The sequence below is a fragment of the Flavobacterium sp. ASV13 genome (assembly GCF_000745775.1).
GTDB lineage: Bacteria > Bacteroidota > Bacteroidia > Flavobacteriales > Flavobacteriaceae > Flavobacterium.
The window spans coordinates 463,633-482,274 of record NZ_JQJY01000003.1 but is presented as its reverse complement, the minus strand read 5'-3'; the positions used below and the strand labels follow the sequence as shown (position 1 = coordinate 482,274).

The following is an 18,642-nucleotide window of genomic DNA, read 5'->3' as shown; positions in this document are numbered from 1 at the left end:
TATCAGTTTTTAGAATATACTAAATGTTGAAAATCTGGATCGACTAAGTTTAATTTGCTTAAATGTTCTTCAGAGTAAAGTTCACAGCTTTGTAAAAGTTCTTCTTTCTCTTTATAAGGTAAAGCCAATTCGGTACCAATTGCCTGGAACCAGCCTTCTTTATATTGATGATGATAATGCAGATATTCTTTTACAGGAAAGACAAAACCATCTATTTTCGATTGTAGTTCAGAGATTTTTCCATTTATGGTGACAATCTGCTGTTTGAAATCATTTATTTTATTGATATAATCTGTTTTCAATTTTTCAAGATTGATTAAATTTTCTTTTTTTCCTCTGATGAACGCTCGTATTTTATCAATATTTTCAAATTCTTTCATAACAAAATCAAATACAAGTCCCCAAATTATATAAACTACAAAACCGGCAAATATGATCATCCAGAATTCTGGTTCGCCTAAAGCGATATTTAAATTGTAAGGAGAAGATTCTGTTGTTTTGTTAAACTCGTATATTTTTTTCTCAATGATATAGGCCAAAAGAGAATCGAATAAAAATGTAATAGCAAAAAGAGAAATAAGTCTGAAAACATTTTTAAGTCCTTTACCTTTTTGTACCATATGAATAACATAACCTAATCCCATAAAAACAAACGGAATTGTCACGACTAAAACTCCTTCGAGCCAGCTCGCTTTAAATGCATTTGTAAAAGCATCAGCATCAAAAATAGCCGCGCTTAAACTGTCATTTGAAAATTCTTTGAAAAAAGCAGAATAAGATGCCGAAATATAGAATACTAAAACATAAAGTGTGATTGGCAATAAAAGAATCAAACCAATATAGAACTGCGCTTTTAAACCTTTTCCTTCGTCTATTCCATATTTGTCGGGATTACGTTTTACTTCGATAATTTCGTTTTTAATTTGGTCAATATTGTCATTGATATCCTGTTCTTTTTTTTCATAAATGCCAATTGCAACTTCAGATTTTTTAAGCTCAGTTCTGTTTTTTTCCTGCTCTTCTCGATAAGGCTGTTTCAACCTGTCTTGTTCCAGTTTTTGTTTTCGGCATTGGTCTTCAAAACTCATATAAAGATTTTGCAGACATGCTTTTAGAACAATTGGCTTTCCGGTAGCTTTTATAGAAGCAGCAAAACCGCTTTGATAATAAGTAATTCTAATTTGCTCTCTGTCGTCTTCATTTTCATCAAAAGATTTTATAGAAGAATCTTCAGATTTTTTTAAACTAAATAATTGTGAAAGTGGTTTCATAGTTTAAGTGTTTAGTTGACTAATAATTTCTTCTTTGCTGATATTTTTTTGAACACAATCAATTAAATAATCAGATAGATCATTAATGTTTTCTTCGACGAAATCAAATTTTCTGCAATATTTTTTGAGCATATTTAATTCGTCGTCAGTTACTTTTTCATCTGCCCAAATTATTTTTGTCAGATCATACAAGTACTCAATTTTTGTAGTTAAAGCTTCTGGAATTATAAATTCTACATTAATAGGATTCAGAAAAAGTTTGTCCAATTCTTCTTTTGGAATTCCTCTTTCGTCAGCAAAATGATATAACATTTGTAGTTCTAATACATTAAATTGATCGTCTGCCATTGCCATTTGATACAATCTCAAGAAATGACTTTTAAGTTCTAGTGTTATCATGGTTTTTTGGTTTGTTTATTTTAGATTTTCACATGCAATTCCATCTCCATCTGCATCCAGATTTTTATAACAGCTTTTATTGTTATTGTATGCAGCTTGTGCTTGCGCTCTAGTTGCAAAATCACCACAAGTTTTTGTTGGACAATTTGAACTCGTATTAGAATTTGAACTTGTCTCTCCTGAATCTGAACAAGAAATCGAAAACGCGATAATTGATAGAAGTGAAAATAAGAGTATTGTAATTTTTTTATGCTTCATGTTTATTGCTTTAGTTGATAAATTAAAAATGTGAGAAGACCTGTAAAAACAAATAATATAAGACATCCACTGCTTTGATATCTTACTCCAGGAATTCCGGTTTTTGTTGAATAGCCATTTTTGCTAAATGTGCCCATTTTTGTTCTAAGACTTGGAGAAATTCCTGATTTGCTAATATTCAAACCAAGTCCTCCTCCAAGTTTTATTCTTTTTTGAAATCGAAAGCCCATGACTGAATTATTTACACTCAGGTAATTCCAGTAAATTGTTTTTTTCAGTGGTGTCGGCCTCAGTTTTCAAGTATTTGTTTCCTAATACTGTCTTTGCAATTATTACGTTCACTTTTTGACCATAAATATTGTTTACATAAAAAGTCCATTTACCATCCTCAATCCCTTTTATTGCATCATCTAAAGATAATTTCCAATGTGTTCCGTCATTGTTTATTCCGCCGATGCTTAAAATACGTTCATGTATATTATATCTGTCAGATTTATTTATACATTTAATTTCATGTGCTGTTGCCATTTCTGTTTTTGTTTAATTAGTAAATGATTTTATTTTTAATTTTAATAACCCAAAAGTAAAATCAATAAAACCAGTATTTTACGGAAATCCATAATCCATAAAATTTTAAATTTCGGCAATAAAAAAAGCCCCCGAAGGAGCTTTAAAATAGGAATAGCAGGAATTTAAATTATTCCCATATCTTTTACAATTGAAATCAAATGAAGCGTATTATTGGCTTTAAAAAAGTCTTTTAATCTCGAAAGTCTTTTTTCCATAGCACTTTTGCTGTTCGGTTTAGTTCCTAAGGTTTTTAGAATTTCTATTATTTCATCTTGAGAAACGCCATCGGCTAAGTATTTTAAAATCTTAATATCTAACTCTTCTATTTCAAAATTGTTTTTTTCCTGTAAAGCAGAAGATATTTCTGGAGAAATAAATTTTTTATCCGAACTTGAAATCAGATTGATTGCTTTTTTTAATTCTTCAATACTGTTCAAACTTTTTAAAACGAAACCATCTATTTCAGCATTTTCAAAAAGCGACTTAATACGAAAGCTTTTGTCTTCGACAGAATAGACAATTATTTTAATATCAGGCTGTAATTCGCGTACTTTTTGAACCAGTTCATCTCCATTTATAATATTGGGTTCACGATGATCCTTTTTAAAGGAAAGATCACTGATTAATAATTCAAACGGTTCATTTTTGTGAATTGCGGCACGTATCTTTAGAAATGCATCATCACAAAATTTAGAATGTTGGTAATCGGCAATATTCAATTCTTTCAAAACCTGTTGAATTCCTAAATTCATTGCATCGATATCTTCAGCTATTATTACTTTTTTAAACATAGGCTTTTATTTAGGCATAGTTATTTTTACTTTAAAACCTTTTTGAGGTTCGGTTTCAAAAGTAATTGCTCCTTTTACAGATAAAATACGGTTTTCCATATTTTGTAAACCATTTTTTATAATTTTTGATTTTTCACCACCTTTTCCGTTGTCTGAATAATTTATAGAGATTTTAGTGCTGTCGGTCTCAAATTTTAAAACAACTACCGAAGCTTCGCTATGCTTTTTCATGTTGACCATTAATTCTTGCAAGACTCGATGAATTGTTATCTTTTTAAGCTCCTCAATTAAATCCCAATTTATTTTTTCGATACCATTAATTGAGACATTTATATTTTTGTCCCCATAAGTAGAAAGCATTTCTTTCAAATTTCTAGAATAATTTGTTCCAGTATCAATATCATTATTTTCTCTTGAAATACCTCGAACACGAGTATAAATATGATTTAGTTTTTGCAATAAGATTCCTGTATTATTTTCGGCTGTTAAAGATTGGGTTTGTGTAAAGGTTATGGTATCGAAGACATCATTTGCCAATTCATCATGAATATCTTTTGCAATTCTTGTCTCAGTATCGTAGGCCGTTTTTATTTTTTCGATTCGATTTATTTTTCGATAATATTTTCTAAGATAAAAGATCAATATGGACAAAAAGCAAAAAATGACAATGAATAAATATTGTTTAAATTGTGCTCTTTCTAAGAATAATTGATTTTCAGCTTTTTCTAAACGAAGTTTCTGATTTTCATCTTTTTCCTTTTGAGAGTCATATTTGATTTTGGCAAATTTGTTTTTAAAATTATTGCGAACTTTTATGATACTGTCGTTCAAAAAAGAAAATTGCTTAGCATATTCGGTATTATTTGTCAATGACTTATTAATCATTAAATAAGAAAGCGCTTCTAAACGTTCATCAATACTATGAAGTTTTGTTGCAGTTTTGTAAGCCTTTAAAGCGTAATCTTTTGATTGTAAAGGATCATTTTCAGTATAAAGTTCAGCGAGATGCAAATTGCTTTCAATGCTTCCATAATCATAAGGAACATTTTTTCTTAACTCTAAACTATATTTTATAAGCTTAAGTCCTTTATCAGTCTGTCCATTTTTATATAAAGCGTAACCCCAATTATCTATATATCTCGCTTTGAAATTTTCTGATTGATCTGCTGATGCTTTTATATTCGAAATAGAATCAAGAATTTTTATGGCCTGATTGTATTTTTTTTGATGAGTATAAACTACTGCAATGTTGTTTAAAGTGTTTTCTTTACATGAGGGATCTGGGCAATCTTTCAAACCTTGATTATAATAATAGATTGCATCATCAAAATTAGATAATTCTTTTTCGGCTATTCCGTATAAAGTATTGATTGTGGCGGTGTAAATATCTTTTTTCTTGATATAAGGCAGGGCTTCAGTAAGTGTTTCCCGGCTTCCATAATAATCACCATTGACTTGTTGGATTTGGGCGACTTGAGCAAGGATAAAAACAATATTTGTACTGTCTTTGACTTTTTCATACATTGTTTTAGACTTATTATAGTAGTAAAAGGAACTATCATAATTTGCTTGTTCAAATTTTTCAATGCCTTTATTTCTAATCTCTAAAGCTTCTTTTTTTATGATCTCATTTTTTACAGGAATAGTAGCTTTGTTTTTGCATGAAAAGCAAAACAGTAAAAAAAGAAAATAAAAAAACGGGGATCGTAACATAAAATTTACTTTCCCCGAAAATACAAATTTATTGTTTTTAATAGATTTTTTTATTCATCTTCTGGAGGTGGAGGAGGAGGAACTGTATCTCCAGGGCCATCAGCATAAGTTGGTTTTATAGGTTTAATTTCTTTTTTAACATCATCATATTCGTCGGCTGTGCAAGAGAATAATGTAGCTGACAATAGCGCAAACGCTCCCAATAAAAATATCTTTTTCATGTTTTTTACGATTAAATTTTAGACATGGGTATTGCTGTCCGGAACTATTCCAGATCTAGTCGATACCATTTTTTGTTTGGGAAGTGAAATGCGTAGAACAGTAAGATTTTCATCTATACTTCCCGGATAAATTCCGTCTTACGGTTTTCCGCATTTTTAATAAAACTAGTTTTGTATTTTTGTTTTTAACCTGCAGGTCATAACGTTAACTAATTTTGTTGAGGCAAAGTTATGTGGGGTTTAGAGCTGTATTGATCAGAAAGTCAGGAAAGTCTAATTAGTTTTTTTAAAGTCGTGAGAAGTTCTAAAAAGTCACAAAAAGTAGAATAAAGTACTTTAGAAAAGTTGTAAAAAGTTCAAATGCCTATGTCAAACATTACTTTTGAAGATTATAAAAATGCTATTAAAGCTAAATATGAAAAGGAAAAAGAAGAAGGGGATTATTCAAATAATTTAAGTTCGCCAACACCCGCAAATCTTAGAAAATTATGTGTCAAAAGATTTAAGTCAAATCCTGATAAAGAAGACTTAAATGCTTTTGAATCTTTTTTTGATTTTCCATTTGATAAGGATAAAAAGAATTTGTTTGGAGATGATGAGATGAACAAATTAGAAGCAGTGAAGAGATTTTTTCAAGGTAAAACGGAGAAACCATCTGAAGATACTATTCAATTGGCTGCAATACTTGTAGATCTTCGGCCAAGACCTTTTAATAAGTATAAGAAACAAATGGATGAAGAAGATGTACAATTGATAGATATTCTTAGAGGTACATCTGATTCAGCTAAAGAAGTTTCTTCAGATAATTTGAGTGATAAAGTAAAAGTCGAAAACTCAAATAATTCAGAAGCAGATTTTGTTATAGAAGAACCTCTACCAGTTCAAAGTAAGGAAGTTAAATCTGAAGAAACATCAATATCGACTTTTGTTAATATGGATGAGAAACCAAAATCTAATAAATTAAAATATTTAGCAATTGTAGCTGTTCTAGCTGGATTAGGTTTAATCATTTTTTTAGCCTTACCACGAAAAGAATGTATGCAATGGTCAGGTGATCATTATGAAATTGTAGATTGTAATTTGAAATCGGAGGGATTTATAAGTGGTAGTCCTGTTGAATTATTAGATGAGAATTTAGTTGGTCTTAAGAAAATAAAGGTTTGTGATACAACAGTTTATTTTGATAAGAATCATAATGCAATTATCTGGTATGCAAAAAAAGGAGATAGCATTGATTTTTTCAACAATCACGGAAGACATCCAGAAAATAATAGTCCGTTAAGACCAGTTACAAAATATATTTTAGACAAGTACGTCAATAAGAAATAGAAAAAACCTCCCAAAATAAAAATTACTTTGGGAGGTTTTCCTTGATGAAGTTTATTACGTCTATTCCTGATCCGATTTATAAGCAGTATCATTTGGAAACAACATTCCATTTAAGCGAGTATCTCTTTGATAAACGTCAGGATAAAAATTCATATTTCCATCTCTTGTTACCCAAGCGGTAAAATAACCTATATAAATCGGGATTTTTTTCTTTAGGAAAAAAGGTGTTTCTTTTTCGCCACTCATGGCTTCATTTATTTTATCAATTGTCCACTCCGGATAATCTTTCATCATTGAAACGGCAAGTTCTTTCGCTTTTTCTACATTGATGCAACCGTGGCTGAAAATACGTTTTTCAAATCCGAATAAACTTTTAGATGGCGAATCATGCATGTAAATATCATTCGGATTCGGAAACATAAATTTAACAAGCCCTAAAGCATTTTCCGGACCCGGTTTTTGTCTCACTTTCCCGCCGTTCCATTCCATACCATGATCGGCTAGGTAATTTTTGTCTTCGGCCATTTTTAGTTTTAATTCGTTTTGGATAATACTTGTTGGAACATACCAATACGGACTAAAAACAATTCGGTCAATCTGTCCACTAAAAATCACCGTTTTGGTTAATGGAGTACCGATAAAAACCTTCGATACAATATCAAAATTTTTATCTCTAACAAAATACAGCATAAACGACGGAATATTAACCATTACATATTCGCTTTGATCTTCCAGGGATGGTGGAATCCATCTGCAACGCTCCATATTCAGCATTATGGTTTTAATACGATCGCTGATAGGTTCATTCATTTGGTCAATATGTTCTTTTGTAAGTATATAATTTGGTGACAATGCATGTCGTAGTTTATATTTCATTACACCATCCATCAATTCCTGATCATAAAAATTGCTTTTAGAATCATTGGCTAAATCGCCAATTATGAATAAACGATGCCTAACATCGGCAATGGTTTGAGAAGTAGCATCAGGACGCAAATCTTGATAAGGCTTATCCATATAGATGGGAGTCCATTGATTGCTTTTTTCGATTTCGCGGTATTTTTTTAAAACTTCCTGAAGCTTGTAGTATTGGCTAAAAAGAACATGTTTGTTTTCCTTCAATAAATCGGGATTACTTACAATTGAATCTAATAAGGTTTCATAAGATAATTTTTTCTTAGGCAAATACCATTGAATTTTATTTTGTTCATCGGCGTCAATTCCCTGATAAACATGTTTGGCATATAAAATGTACATGGAACTCAGTAAAAGTTCTGTATCAGATTCTGAAATTTTTGATTTTGATGCTGATTCTTCGTTAAAAACTTCGTCAAGTTTCTTTTTATACGGAATATCAATTTGGACACCTTCTTCGTAAGTTGAATTTAATTTGTGATATAAAAGATACCCAAATTCGTTTATATCATTTCCTTCATACCAAATCGGTTTATAGGCTTTATCCTTATACAAAGCTGCAACATCGGTTTGATAGGATTTTAAATCAGAATATTTTTTGAAAAATGCAGCGATTGAGGCAGTAGTAATTTCTGGAGAGCTGGTAGAAAAAGCAATTATTTTATGTGCTTCAGAAATATGCAGATCATTTTTTGAAAAAACAGTTGAGGAATTGAAAAAAATCCCCAGTAAAAGAATTACGGCAAAAGTAAAGTTTTTCATTTTTTTCGATTTTACGTTATAGATCCTTTTTGAAAACAGTGGAAACAAGCAGTAAGTTGTAAAAAAATGATTTGGGGAAATCGCTATTCTTACTCAAATTTATAAAAAATATCTTAATATTTTGAGGTTTATATTTTAAGAAATTGCTTAAAAAAAAATAGTATCTACTAAAGGTGAAAATGATATCGAAACAAGTAAAGAAAGTGCAGGATAGTTTTTCAAATTATCCTGCTTTTATTTGTTAAAGAAATTATTTTTTGAAAAAAAATGAAGCAAAAGTTTTTTTCTTCAAATGCAATCTTATATTTTTACGCAACCGATTGCAATTGTTGTTTTATTTCGAATAATGTATTTTTTGAATTAAAATTTTATCAAATATTTTTATACAGACGAAAAAAACTGATTCATTCAAATTTGAAATTTTAAAGAATAAATTAAAAAACCAAAATGACTTCATTAAGATTTGTTTTCCTTTTTCTTCTGATTTCCTTTTCCACTTCGGCACAAAAGGATTATAAATTGTGGCTTCAATATAATGCCGTGAACAATGCTACAATAGCTTCAGAATATAAAAGTAATCTTAAAGGAATTGTTGTTTTAGGAACCTCCGAAACGATTAAAGTTGCCCAGAAAGAACTTAAAACTGGATTTTTAGGCATGTTGGGAAATGTTCCAGAAGTAAAATCGAAAATAAAAGAAGAAAATAATCTGATTGTAGGCGCTGAATCTTCATTAAATCCTGAAATAAAAAAGACAGTTAGTGCTGATTTTGATAAAATAAACAATGAAGGTTTTATCATCAAATCGATTTCCATTCAAAATAAAAAACAAATCATTATTACGGGAAAAAATGACGTTGCTGTTTTATACGGCGTATTTAATTTCCTGAGAATATTGCAGACGAATAAATCGATTAAAAATTTAAACATTGCCGATTCTCCAAAAACAAATATCAGAATTCTGAATCATTGGGATAATTTAGACAGAACGGTCGAAAGAGGTTACGCCGGATTTTCACTTTGGAACTGGCAGAAATTGCCTGATTTTATTGATCAGCGTTATATTGATTACGCCAGAGCAAATGCATCAGTTGGAATCAACGGAACGGTTTTGACCAATGTCAATGCAAACGCCTTAATTCTGACGCCACAATATTTGGAGAAAGTTGAGGCTTTGGCCAATATTTTCAGACCTTACGGTATGAAAGTGTATTTAACCGCAAGATTTTCGGCACCAATTGAAATTGGAAATCTAAAAACTGCCGATCCAAAAGATCCTGAAGTGATTAATTGGTGGAAAAATAAAGCAGCTGAAATCTATAAACGAATTCCGGATTTTGGTGGATTTTTGGTAAAAGCCAACTCAGAAGGTCAGCCAGGTCCTCAAAATTATGGTAGAGATCATGTAGACGGAGCCAATATGCTTGCCGATGCTGTTGCGCCTTTTGGAGGTGTAATTATGTGGAGAGCATTTGTGTATTCGGAACATGATGCAAATGATCGTGCCAAACAAGCTTACGCCGAATTTCAACCGTATGATGGAAAATTCAAAGAAAATGTAATTGTTCAGGTGAAAAATGGAGCTATTGATTTTCAGCCAAGAGAACCTTTTCATCCATTATTTGGAGCGATGCCGAAAACGCCATTAATGATGGAATTTCAAATTACGCAGGAATATTTGGGTTTCAGTACGCATTTGGTTTTTCTGCCTAAATTATTTCAGGAAGTTTTAGAATCTGATACATTTCAAAAAGGAAAAGGTTCAACTGTTGCCAAATCTGTTGACGGTACTTTATATCAAAACAAATTAACCGGAATTGCCGGCGTGGCAAATATTGGAAATGATTTAAACTGGACCGGACATCCTTTTGCACAAGCCAATTGGTACGGTTTCGGCAGATTGGCGTGGAATCCGTATTTAGATTCAGAAATTATTGCCGATGAATGGTTGAGATGTACTTTTTCTAATGATGAGAATTTCATTAAACCGGTTAAAAATATAATGATGGAATCACGTGAAGCGGTTGTAAATTATATGACACCTCTTGGATTGCATCACATTATGGACACTGGACATCATTATGGGCCGGGACCTTGGGTTTCGAATTTGTCAAGACCAGAATGGAATCCGACGTATTATCATAAAGCAGACAAAAACGGAATTGGTTTTGACCGATCAAAATCGGGTACAAATGCTACTTCGCAATACGCGCCTGAAGTTGAGAAACTTTTTGATAATTTAGAAACTTGTCCAGAAAAGGATCTTTTATGGTTTCATCATGTTTCATGGGATTATAAACTGAAAAACGGTCAGACGCTTTGGAATGGTTTGGCACTCAAATATCAGGAAGGCGTAAATCAGGTTGCCGCCATGCAGAATGTCTGGAAGAAAACGGAAAAATATATCGACAGCGAACGCTTTAATGAAGTCGGAATGTTGTTAGAAATTCAGTACAAAGAAGCAAAATGGTGGCGAGATGCCTGTTTGTTGTATTTTCAGCAATTTTCAGGAAAAGAACTTCCGGCGGGAGTAGAAAAACCAGCACAAACATTAGATTATTTTAAATCATTAAAATTCCCATTTGCACCGGGAAATGGATAAATATATTTTAAAAATTATGAATAAAAAATCGGCAATAGTAACCGGAGGAAATTCGGGTTTAGGATTTGCAACAGCAAAAAAACTTTGTGATAACGGAATCACAACTTACATAATAGGAAGATCAAAAGAAAAAACAGAAGATGCCTGCAAGGAAATTGGCGAAAATGCTATTCCGGTAATCTTCGATTTGAATGATTTGGCCGGAATTCCTGCCATGATTGAAAGCATCACAAAAGATAATCCGATTGATATTTTGGTAAACAATGCCGGAATCAATCTGAAAAAGGAATTTTTAGACGTTACCGATGAAGATTTTCTATCGATAATTCATACCAATCTTTTAAGTGTTTTTGCAGTAAGTAAAGCGGTTGTAAAAAACATGAAAGAAAATGGAGCAGGAAGTATTGTAAACATCAGCTCGATGGCATCGCAATACGGAATTCCAAAAGTAATCGCTTATTCAGCAAGCAAAGGTGCGATTGAATCGATGACGCGTGCTATGGCGGTAGAATTGGCTCCGTTTGGAATTCGCGTTAATTGCGTTGCTCCTGGTTTTATTAAAACGAAGATGTCGGCTAAAGCTTTGGACAGCGATCCAGAAAGAAAAAATAAAGTATTGGGAAGAACGCCAATGGGCTTTTTGGGAGAACCTTCGGATATTGCTGATGCGGTTTATTATTTCGCTTTAAGCGAATCAAAATATACAACCGGAACTATTTTGCCTGTTGATGGCGGGAATAGTATTGGGTTTTAATAAGCGTTGAAAATTTCTCGCAATCCCGATAGCTATCGGGAGCGAAGTCGCAAAGTATTTTTCTTTTTAAGCTTTTTTAAATAGAAACTTTGCGCCTCTGCGCCTTTGCGAGATTAAAAAAATAAGTATGACAAAAATGCAACAAACAATGCGTTGGTTTGGACCTCAGGACAACGTTACTTTATTAGATATCAAACAAGCTGGAGCAACTGGAATTGTTACGGCTTTGCATCATATTCCAGTAGGGGAAATTTGGACAATTAGTGAAATTAAGGAAAGACAGCAGATTATAAAAAATGCAGGTTTGGAATGGGCGGTTGTTGAAAGTCTACCTGTTCACGAAGAAATAAAACGTGCTTCGGGAAATTACCTTCAATACATTGAAAACTATAAAATCAGTTTAAAGAATCTGGCAGATTGTGGAATCAAAATCATTACTTATAATTTCATGCCGATATTGGATTGGGTAAGAACCAATCACAATTTTATAAACGTTGATGATAGTAAAGCTTTACTGTATAATCAGGATGCATTTACCTATTTTGATGTATTTCTTTTAAAAAGGCCAAATTCAGAAAATGATTATTCAGATGCTGAAAAAGAAAAAGCTTTGCAATTTGGGAATCAATTGTCTGAAGATGAAAAAGCATTATTGTTTAAAAATGTTTTATTAGGATTGCCAGGAAGTAAAATCAATTTTACAGCCGAACAAATTTTGGCGCTTTTAGAAAATTATGCTGAAATCGACAATCAAAAACTAAGAGAAAACCTGATTTATTTTTTATCAGAAGTAACTCCGATTGCTGAGGTAAATGGGCAAAAATTAGCGATTCATCCAGATGATCCGCCATTTTCGGTTTTAGGTCTTCCAAGAATTGTTTCAACAGAAGCCGATTTAAAAGCGATTTTTGATGAGGTTCCTTCAACAGCAAACGGATTGTGTTATTGCACGGGTTCATTAAGCGCTGATCCGAAAAATAATCTGGAAAAAATAATTGATGATTATGGTGACCGAATTCATTTTTTGCATCTTCGAAATACCATCCGCGAAAGCGAAACTATTTTCCGAGAATCAGAACATTTAAACGGCGATGTGAAAATGGAAGTGATTTTGGAAAAAATCTTGTTATTGATGAATGAGACAAAGATAAGTTTGCCAATGCGTCCTGATCACGGATTTCTGCACGCAGTTGACGAAAAAACAGAAACTTATCCAGGATATTCATTGACAGGAAGATTGAAAGGTTTGGCAGAATTAAGAGGTTTGGAAATGGGAATTGCTTATAAATTGAATTTGTAATTAAAGTTAAGCATCCTAACTGGTTTCCAAAATCTATTAGGTATTGAATGAAACGTCTTGTTTGTCATTCCGAGGAACGAGGAATCTCCACAAGAAACTCCGCACAGAATGTCGCCAAGCTTTGTAGAGCTTCTCGCGGAGATTCCTCGTTCCTCGGAATGACAAAACTGAACGAAAAAAGCTGAAAGAGCTAAAAAACTATGATTCTATGTGTTTAAAATTTAAAATGCTAAATATAATTTCGCTGCTTTTCCTTATCGGGTTAAGCACAAATACATATGCCATAAATCCAGAGAAATATATAGTAAATCAGTCTTCTGCTAAAAATTTCCCTTTAGTTTCAAAAGGAAAAATAGCTTCAATTTTGGTTGACGATAAAGATTATGCAGGCGTTTTGAAAGTTGCAGGACATTTAGAAAATGATATTTTCAAAGTTTCAGATTTGCATTCAAAGCGAATTAAAAATATTTCTGAAGCCGAAGGTTTTGTTGTCATAATTGGGACTTTTGGAAAAAGCGAAATTATCAATCAATTAGCCAAAGAAGGAAAAATTGACGCGAATCAGCTTCAGGGAAAATGGGAAAAATTTACCACACAAATTGTAGAAAATCCGTTTAAAGGAATAAAAAAAGCCTTGGTAATTGCAGGTTCAGATAAACGCGGAACGATTTACGGAATTTACGATTTGTCTAGCCAAATTGGTGTTTCTCCTTGGTATTTCTGGGCAGATGTTCCGGTTAAAAAACAATCAGAATTACATGTTTTGCCTGGAATTCATTCGCAGGGAGAACCAAAAGTAAAATATCGTGGTATTTTTATAAATGATGAAGCGCCGGCATTAACAGGTTGGGCTTTTGAAAAATTCGGCGGATTTAATTCGAAATTTTATGACAATGTTTTTGAATTGATTCTGCGAATGAAAGGCAATTATTTATGGCCAGCAATGTGGGGAAGAATGTTTTATGTGGATGATCCGCAGAATGCAGTTTTGGCCGATGAATATGGAATTGTAATGGGAACTTCGCATCACGAACCGTTAACGAGAGCGCATGCTGAATGGGGGAAAGAAAAAGGAAAATGGGATTTTAATACCAATTCTGAAGCTTTGATTACGTTCTGGAAGGACGGAATTAAAAGAATGGGAAATAAAGAAACCATTGTGACAATTGGAATGCGAGGCGACGGCGACGAACCAATGACCGAAGGAACTGCAATTGGGCTTTTGGAAAATATTGTAAAAACACAGCGAAATATTATTCAGGAAGTTACTAAAAAGCCAATTGAAGAAACACCGCAAATGTGGGCGCTTTATAAAGAAGTTCAGGATTATTATGACAAAGGAATGACAGTGCCCGATGACGTAACACTTTTATTGTGCGATGATAATTGGGGGAATATTAGAAAACTGCCCGAATTGAATGCAAAACCAAGAAAAGGCGGTTACGGAATTTATTATCATTATGATTACGTTGGCGGTCCGCGAAATTATAAATGGATCAATACAAACCAAATCGAGCGCACTTGGGAACAAATGGATTTGGCGTATCAGCATGGAGTTGATAAAATCTGGATAGTAAATGTTGGCGATATAAAACCAATGGAATTTCCAATTGAGTTTTTCCTTGATATGGCTTGGAACCCAGAAAAATTCAATGCCGGAAATTTACAAGATTATTATGTGAATTGGGCAAAAGAGAATTTTGGAGGTCAGTTTACAGTAGAAATTGCGGAGATTTTGAAATTGTACACCAAATACAATGCACGCAGAAAACCTGAATTATTGGATGAGAAAACCTATAGCATTACAAATTATAACGAAGCAGATCGAGTTGTAGCTGATTATCAAAAATTGGTTAAAAAAACCAATGCAATAAACGAGAAATTGAAGCCTGAATATAAAGATGCTTATTATCAGCTGGTTTTATTTCCGGTTTTGGCAAGTGCCAATTTAAACGAATTGTATGTCGCGACGGCCAAAAATCATTTATATGCAGAGCAGGGAAGAGCTTCGGCAAATGATTATGCTGAAAAAGTAAAATCATTATTTGAAAAAGATAGTCTGTTGACAAATTATTATCATACCAAAGTAGCGAATGGGAAATGGAATCATATGATGTCGCAGACACACATTGGTTATACAAATTGGCAACAACCTGATAAAAATGTAATTCCAAAAACAAAAACAGTTGAAATTTCAAATAAAGTTGAGACGAAAACTTCTACGAAGGCTGAGACATCAACTAATAAAAATAGAAATTTAGAACATGTTCGAGGTTTTGTTGAGGATAACGGGTATATTTCGATAGAAAGTAAAAACTATTCTAAAGCCATAAATTCGGATTCAGTAAAATGGACTGTAATCCCAAATCTTGGAAAAACAGATGCTGGAATAACAATAAAACCTTCGAATGTTCAGCCGATTGAAATTTCAGAACAATCACCAAGATTAGAATATAATGTTCATTTTTTCAGCAAAGGGAAAATAAAAGTAAAAGCTTATTTTTCGCCAACAATCAATTTTAAAAACGGTGATGGCTTAAAATTCGGAATTGCTTTCGATTCGGAAAAACCGCAAATTATGAACCTCAATGCAGATTTTTCAGAGAAAGCTTGGGCGTCATCGGTAGCAAATAATATTAAAATAATAACATCGGAACATCAAATAGAAAAATCAGGAAATCATGTTTTGAAAATTTATGCGATTGATCCGGCTTTGGTGCTTCAGAAAATTGTAATTGAAACAGAAGAAGAAAAAGTTTTGGAGTCGTATTTAGGGCCACCGGAAAGTTTTAGGAAGGAATGATACACAAAGTAACACGTTCTGTTTGTCATTTCGACGAAGGAGAAATCACACTAGAAACTCCTCACAGAATGTCGCCAATCGTTGTCGAATCCCGAGTGTGATTTCTCCTTCGTCGAAATGACAAGATTGAGAAAGAAAAAAACTATTAACTATTAAAACCAAAAAATATGAAATTTATTAACCCTTATGTGTTTGCCGTCGCAACGTTGCTGATGGTAAGCTGTTCTTCAAAAAAAGAAACACTGTCGTTAAAAGACGCTTATAAAAACGATTTCTACATTGGAACGGCTTTAAGCGCAGACCAAATTCAAGAAAAAAGTACAAAAGAAGATTCATTGATTAAAAAAGAGTTTAATGCGATTACGGCAGAAAATATCATGAAATCAATGTTTGTGCATCCGCAAAAGGATAAGTATGATTTTACATTGGCAGATAAATTTGTAGCGTACGGAGAAAAAAATAAAATGTTTATTCACGGTCATACTTTGATTTGGCATAGCCAATTAGCGCCTTGGATGGAAAAAATAAAAGACAGTACAGAAATGAAGGCTTTTATGAAAGATCATATCACGACAATAGTTTCTAAATACAAAGGAAGAATTGGTTCGTGGGATGTTGTAAATGAAGCTTTAAACGAAGATGGAACTTTAAGAAAGTCAGTATTTTTGAATACGCTTGGAGAGCAATATTTAATTGATGCTTTCAAATTAGCGGCAAAAGCAGATCCAAAAGTAGATTTATATTACAACGACTATAATATTGAAGATCCTGCAAAAAGAGCTGGAGCTATCGCTTTAATCAAAAAAATAAAAGCTGCAGGCGGAAAAGTTGATGGAGTTGGAATTCAGGGACATTGGCGTTTAGCGAGTCCATCAATTGAAGAAATCGAAAAAAGTATTTTGGAATATTCGGCTTTAGGAATTAAAGTTGCATTTACGGAATTGGATATTACGGTTTTGCCAAATCCATGGGATTTAAAAGGAGCAGATGTGAATCAGAATTTTGAAGGAAGTGAAAAAATGAATCCGTATCCAAAAGCATTGCCTGATTCGATTCAGAATAAATTAGCTGAACGTTATGCTTCTATTTTTAAGTTATTTTTAAAGCACAAAGACAAAATCAGCAGAGTTACTTTTTGGGGAGTTCATGACGGACAATCATGGCTAAATGACTGGCCTATAAAAGGAAGAACAAATTATCCGCTTCCATTTGATACTCAAATGAAACATAAAAAAGCATACGATAGCATTCTTCAGCTTAAAGCAAAAAAAGAATAAAAAAGACTGCGAATTCTATTTATTGAGAATGCTAACAGACTGTTTTTCTGAAAATAATGCAATTAAACAAAGTAAATTTGGATGGTATATTTTTTTTACTAAATTTACACAACCGATTGCTTAAGTGAAAAGCTTTTGAAATCAGTATAAGAGCTAACTGAAATGATTGATTTTTTATAAGAATTGATTGTAAAAATTAACCACAATAACCACGAACCAATAATGAATTTTAATTCCCAAAAACTATCCATAAAAGAAAAAATTGGATATAGCTTAGGTGATCTTGCTGCAAATTTAGTTTTTCAGACCTTGATGACTTATCTGGCGTATTTTTATACCGATATTTACGGATTATCGCCTGCACATTCTTCTATAATAATGTTGGTTGTCGGTTTGATTGCCGCTTTTATTTTTAATCCAATTATTGGTGTGCTCGCAGATAGAACGAGTACCAAATGGGGGAAATTCAGACCTTGGATTTTATGGACAGCTGTACCATTGGGAGTAATTGCATTACTGGCTTTTACAACTCCAAATTTCTCTTACCAGGGAAAAGTGATTTATGCAGTCGTAACTTATAGTTTATTATTGCTTTTCTATGCAGGAAATAATTTGCCTTATTCAGCCTTAAGTGGTGTAATTACAGGCGATATGGGCGAGCGAAACAGTATGTCATCCTACCGTTTTGTGGCAGTTATGTTTGCGCAGTTTTTTGTTCAGGTATTTATGCTCGGAATTATAAAAAGTGCCGGAAATGGGGATAAAGCTGTTGGTATTGAAAAAGTAATGACAGTTTTGGCGATTATCGGAACCATCATGCTTTTAATCACCTTTTTAACCACAAAAGAAAGGATTATTCCTAAACCAGAACAAAAATCAAGTGTAAAAGAAGATTTAAGCGATTTGGTAAAAAACAGACCATGGATAATCATGCTTTCACTTACAACTTTGGTTTTTATAACACTTGCGATGAAAGGTGGATCATATGTCTATTATTTTGAAAACTATGTTGATAAAGAGCAATTAGCGGTTTTTATTCAGCCTATTTTAGATACTTTGTCGAATATTGGGTTGAATTATTTTGGGAGTGATCCTGTTTCAGCCGGATTTGGATTGTTTAATGCCGGCGGAATTATCTTTATGATAGTCGGAATTACCTTGTCTAAAAGTCTTGCGGATAAATACGGAAAGCGAAATGTGTTCGGTTTGTTTTTATTCATTTCAACGCTTTTTGTTATTGCTTTTTATTTCTTTCCGTCCACATCAATCAGCTTCATGTTTTTCTCTCAAATTTTGCATGGATTTTTCTACGGAATAACAATACCACTTCTTTGGGCAATGATCGCTGATGTTGCCGATTATTCAGAATGGTTGAATAACCGCCGTGCAACTGCAATTATTTTTTCAGCCATGATGGTTGGTTTAAAAGCAGGTTTAAGCATTGGAGGCGCTTTGACAACTTCATTATTAGGATATTTTAATTACGTGCCAAATGCTGCACAACAGACAGATATAGCGATAAACGGAATAAAACTACTGGTTAGCATTTTTCCAGCTATCCCTTTCCTTATTGGCGTTGGATTATTGTTTTTCTACAAAATCGACAAGAAAATGGAAGTGCAGATTGAATCAGATTTAAAAGAAAGAAGAGTTTAATGTATTAAAGAAAATTTAAAAA

Annotated in this window: 16 protein-coding genes; 7 read left to right on the top strand and 9 right to left on the bottom strand. The window is 32.8% G+C overall.

The genetic code is table 11. The features are described from left to right. Positions 1 to 2 precede the first annotated feature (2 nt). From GQ47_RS09345 to GQ47_RS23630, 8 genes are all read right to left on the bottom strand, one after another. Complete coding sequence (locus GQ47_RS09345; RefSeq protein WP_035647572.1) at positions 3 to 1,271, bottom strand: ABC transporter permease; 1,269 nt, start codon at positions 1,269 to 1,271, stop codon at positions 3 to 5. 3 nt (positions 1,272 to 1,274) lie between these two features. Further along, on the bottom strand, positions 1,275 to 1,670 hold the full coding sequence (locus GQ47_RS09340) for a hypothetical protein (RefSeq protein ID WP_035647569.1): 396 nt from the start codon (positions 1,668 to 1,670) through the stop codon (positions 1,275 to 1,277). A 15-nt stretch (positions 1,671 to 1,685) separates the two neighbouring features. Next, positions 1,686 to 1,928, bottom strand: coding sequence for an excalibur calcium-binding domain-containing protein (locus GQ47_RS09335; RefSeq protein WP_035647568.1), 243 nt, complete (start codon positions 1,926 to 1,928; stop codon positions 1,686 to 1,688). A 2-nt stretch (positions 1,929 to 1,930) separates the two neighbouring features. After that, positions 1,931 to 2,158, bottom strand: a complete 228-nt coding sequence (locus tag GQ47_RS09330; protein ID WP_035647566.1) for a DUF4236 domain-containing protein — start codon at positions 2,156 to 2,158, stop codon at positions 1,931 to 1,933. Between the two features lie 7 nt (positions 2,159 to 2,165). Beyond that, complete coding sequence (locus GQ47_RS09325) at positions 2,166 to 2,456, bottom strand: DUF3892 domain-containing protein (protein ID WP_035647563.1); 291 nt, start codon at positions 2,454 to 2,456, stop codon at positions 2,166 to 2,168. 164 nt (positions 2,457 to 2,620) lie between these two features. Next, positions 2,621 to 3,289, bottom strand: a complete 669-nt coding sequence (locus GQ47_RS09320) for a response regulator (RefSeq protein WP_035647561.1) — start codon at positions 3,287 to 3,289, stop codon at positions 2,621 to 2,623. A 6-nt stretch (positions 3,290 to 3,295) separates the two neighbouring features. Then, complete coding sequence (locus tag GQ47_RS09315; protein WP_371199628.1) at positions 3,296 to 4,813, bottom strand: ATP-binding protein; 1,518 nt, start codon at positions 4,811 to 4,813, stop codon at positions 3,296 to 3,298. A 239-nt stretch (positions 4,814 to 5,052) separates the two neighbouring features. Further along, positions 5,053 to 5,223: a hypothetical protein gene (locus GQ47_RS23630; protein WP_193745221.1), complete on the bottom strand. Its 171-nt coding sequence runs from the start codon at positions 5,221 to 5,223 to the stop codon at positions 5,053 to 5,055. 366 nt (positions 5,224 to 5,589) lie between these two features. Here GQ47_RS23630 and GQ47_RS22855 point away from each other — a divergent pair, with 366 nt between their 5' ends. Then, positions 5,590 to 6,552: a hypothetical protein gene (locus GQ47_RS22855; protein ID WP_152561015.1), complete on the top strand. Its 963-nt coding sequence runs from the start codon at positions 5,590 to 5,592 to the stop codon at positions 6,550 to 6,552. A 60-nt stretch (positions 6,553 to 6,612) separates the two neighbouring features. Here the strand turns inward: GQ47_RS22855 and GQ47_RS09305 are convergent, their stop codons facing one another. Continuing rightward, on the bottom strand, positions 6,613 to 8,229 hold the full coding sequence (locus GQ47_RS09305; protein WP_035647556.1) for a L,D-transpeptidase family protein: 1,617 nt from the start codon (positions 8,227 to 8,229) through the stop codon (positions 6,613 to 6,615). A 447-nt stretch (positions 8,230 to 8,676) separates the two neighbouring features. Between GQ47_RS09305 and GQ47_RS09300 the strand changes: the two genes are divergently transcribed. From GQ47_RS09300 to GQ47_RS09275, 6 genes are all read left to right on the top strand, one after another. Continuing rightward, on the top strand, positions 8,677 to 10,830 hold the full coding sequence (locus GQ47_RS09300) for an alpha-glucuronidase family glycosyl hydrolase (protein ID WP_035647555.1): 2,154 nt from the start codon (positions 8,677 to 8,679) through the stop codon (positions 10,828 to 10,830). 16 nt (positions 10,831 to 10,846) lie between these two features. Beyond that, entirely contained in the window at positions 10,847 to 11,584 is a 738-nt protein-coding gene (locus tag GQ47_RS09295) for an SDR family NAD(P)-dependent oxidoreductase (RefSeq protein ID WP_035648133.1), read from the top strand. Positions 11,585 to 11,720: 136 nt separating this feature from the next. After that, positions 11,721 to 12,884, top strand: a complete 1,164-nt coding sequence (gene uxuA / locus GQ47_RS09290) for a mannonate dehydratase (RefSeq protein WP_152561021.1) — start codon at positions 11,721 to 11,723, stop codon at positions 12,882 to 12,884. 226 nt (positions 12,885 to 13,110) lie between these two features. Next, entirely contained in the window at positions 13,111 to 15,687 is a 2,577-nt protein-coding gene (locus tag GQ47_RS09285; protein ID WP_035647551.1) for a glycosyl hydrolase 115 family protein, read from the top strand. Between the two features lie 167 nt (positions 15,688 to 15,854). Next, positions 15,855 to 16,964, top strand: a complete 1,110-nt coding sequence (locus GQ47_RS09280; RefSeq protein ID WP_035647548.1) for an endo-1,4-beta-xylanase — start codon at positions 15,855 to 15,857, stop codon at positions 16,962 to 16,964. 222 nt (positions 16,965 to 17,186) lie between these two features. Continuing rightward, on the top strand, positions 17,187 to 18,620 hold the full coding sequence (locus GQ47_RS09275) for an MFS transporter (protein WP_035647547.1): 1,434 nt from the start codon (positions 17,187 to 17,189) through the stop codon (positions 18,618 to 18,620). Positions 18,621 to 18,642 lie beyond the last annotated feature (22 nt).

Excerpts from the sequence above, each read along its gene's own strand:
- GQ47_RS09345 (WP_035647572.1), bottom strand. The coding sequence starts at position 1,271 with ATGAAACCACTTTCACAATTATTTAGTTTAAAAAAATCTGAAGATTCT.
- GQ47_RS09295 (WP_035648133.1), top strand. The coding sequence starts at position 10,847 with ATGAATAAAAAATCGGCAATAGTAACCGGAGGAAATTCGGGTTTAGGA.
- GQ47_RS09275 (WP_035647547.1), top strand. The coding sequence starts at position 17,187 with ATGAATTTTAATTCCCAAAAACTATCCATAAAAGAAAAAATTGGATAT.
- uxuA (WP_152561021.1), top strand. The coding sequence starts at position 11,721 with ATGCAACAAACAATGCGTTGGTTTGGACCTCAGGACAACGTTACTTTA.
- GQ47_RS09330 (WP_035647566.1), bottom strand. The coding sequence starts at position 2,158 with ATGGGCTTTCGATTTCAAAAAAGAATAAAACTTGGAGGAGGACTTGGT.
- GQ47_RS09325 (WP_035647563.1), bottom strand. The coding sequence starts at position 2,456 with ATGGCAACAGCACATGAAATTAAATGTATAAATAAATCTGACAGATAT.
- GQ47_RS09320 (WP_035647561.1), bottom strand. The coding sequence starts at position 3,289 with ATGTTTAAAAAAGTAATAATAGCTGAAGATATCGATGCAATGAATTTA.
- GQ47_RS09280 (WP_035647548.1), top strand. The coding sequence starts at position 15,855 with ATGAAATTTATTAACCCTTATGTGTTTGCCGTCGCAACGTTGCTGATG.
- GQ47_RS09285 (WP_035647551.1), top strand. The coding sequence starts at position 13,111 with ATGCTAAATATAATTTCGCTGCTTTTCCTTATCGGGTTAAGCACAAAT.
- GQ47_RS23630 (WP_193745221.1), bottom strand. The coding sequence starts at position 5,223 with ATGAAAAAGATATTTTTATTGGGAGCGTTTGCGCTATTGTCAGCTACA.
- GQ47_RS09315 (WP_371199628.1), bottom strand. The coding sequence starts at position 4,813 with ATGTATGAAAAAGTCAAAGACAGTACAAATATTGTTTTTATCCTTGCT.
- GQ47_RS22855 (WP_152561015.1), top strand. The coding sequence starts at position 5,590 with ATGTCAAACATTACTTTTGAAGATTATAAAAATGCTATTAAAGCTAAA.
- GQ47_RS09335 (WP_035647568.1), bottom strand. The coding sequence starts at position 1,928 with ATGAAGCATAAAAAAATTACAATACTCTTATTTTCACTTCTATCAATT.
- GQ47_RS09305 (WP_035647556.1), bottom strand. The coding sequence starts at position 8,229 with ATGAAAAACTTTACTTTTGCCGTAATTCTTTTACTGGGGATTTTTTTC.
- GQ47_RS09300 (WP_035647555.1), top strand. The coding sequence starts at position 8,677 with ATGACTTCATTAAGATTTGTTTTCCTTTTTCTTCTGATTTCCTTTTCC.
- GQ47_RS09340 (WP_035647569.1), bottom strand. The coding sequence starts at position 1,670 with ATGATAACACTAGAACTTAAAAGTCATTTCTTGAGATTGTATCAAATG.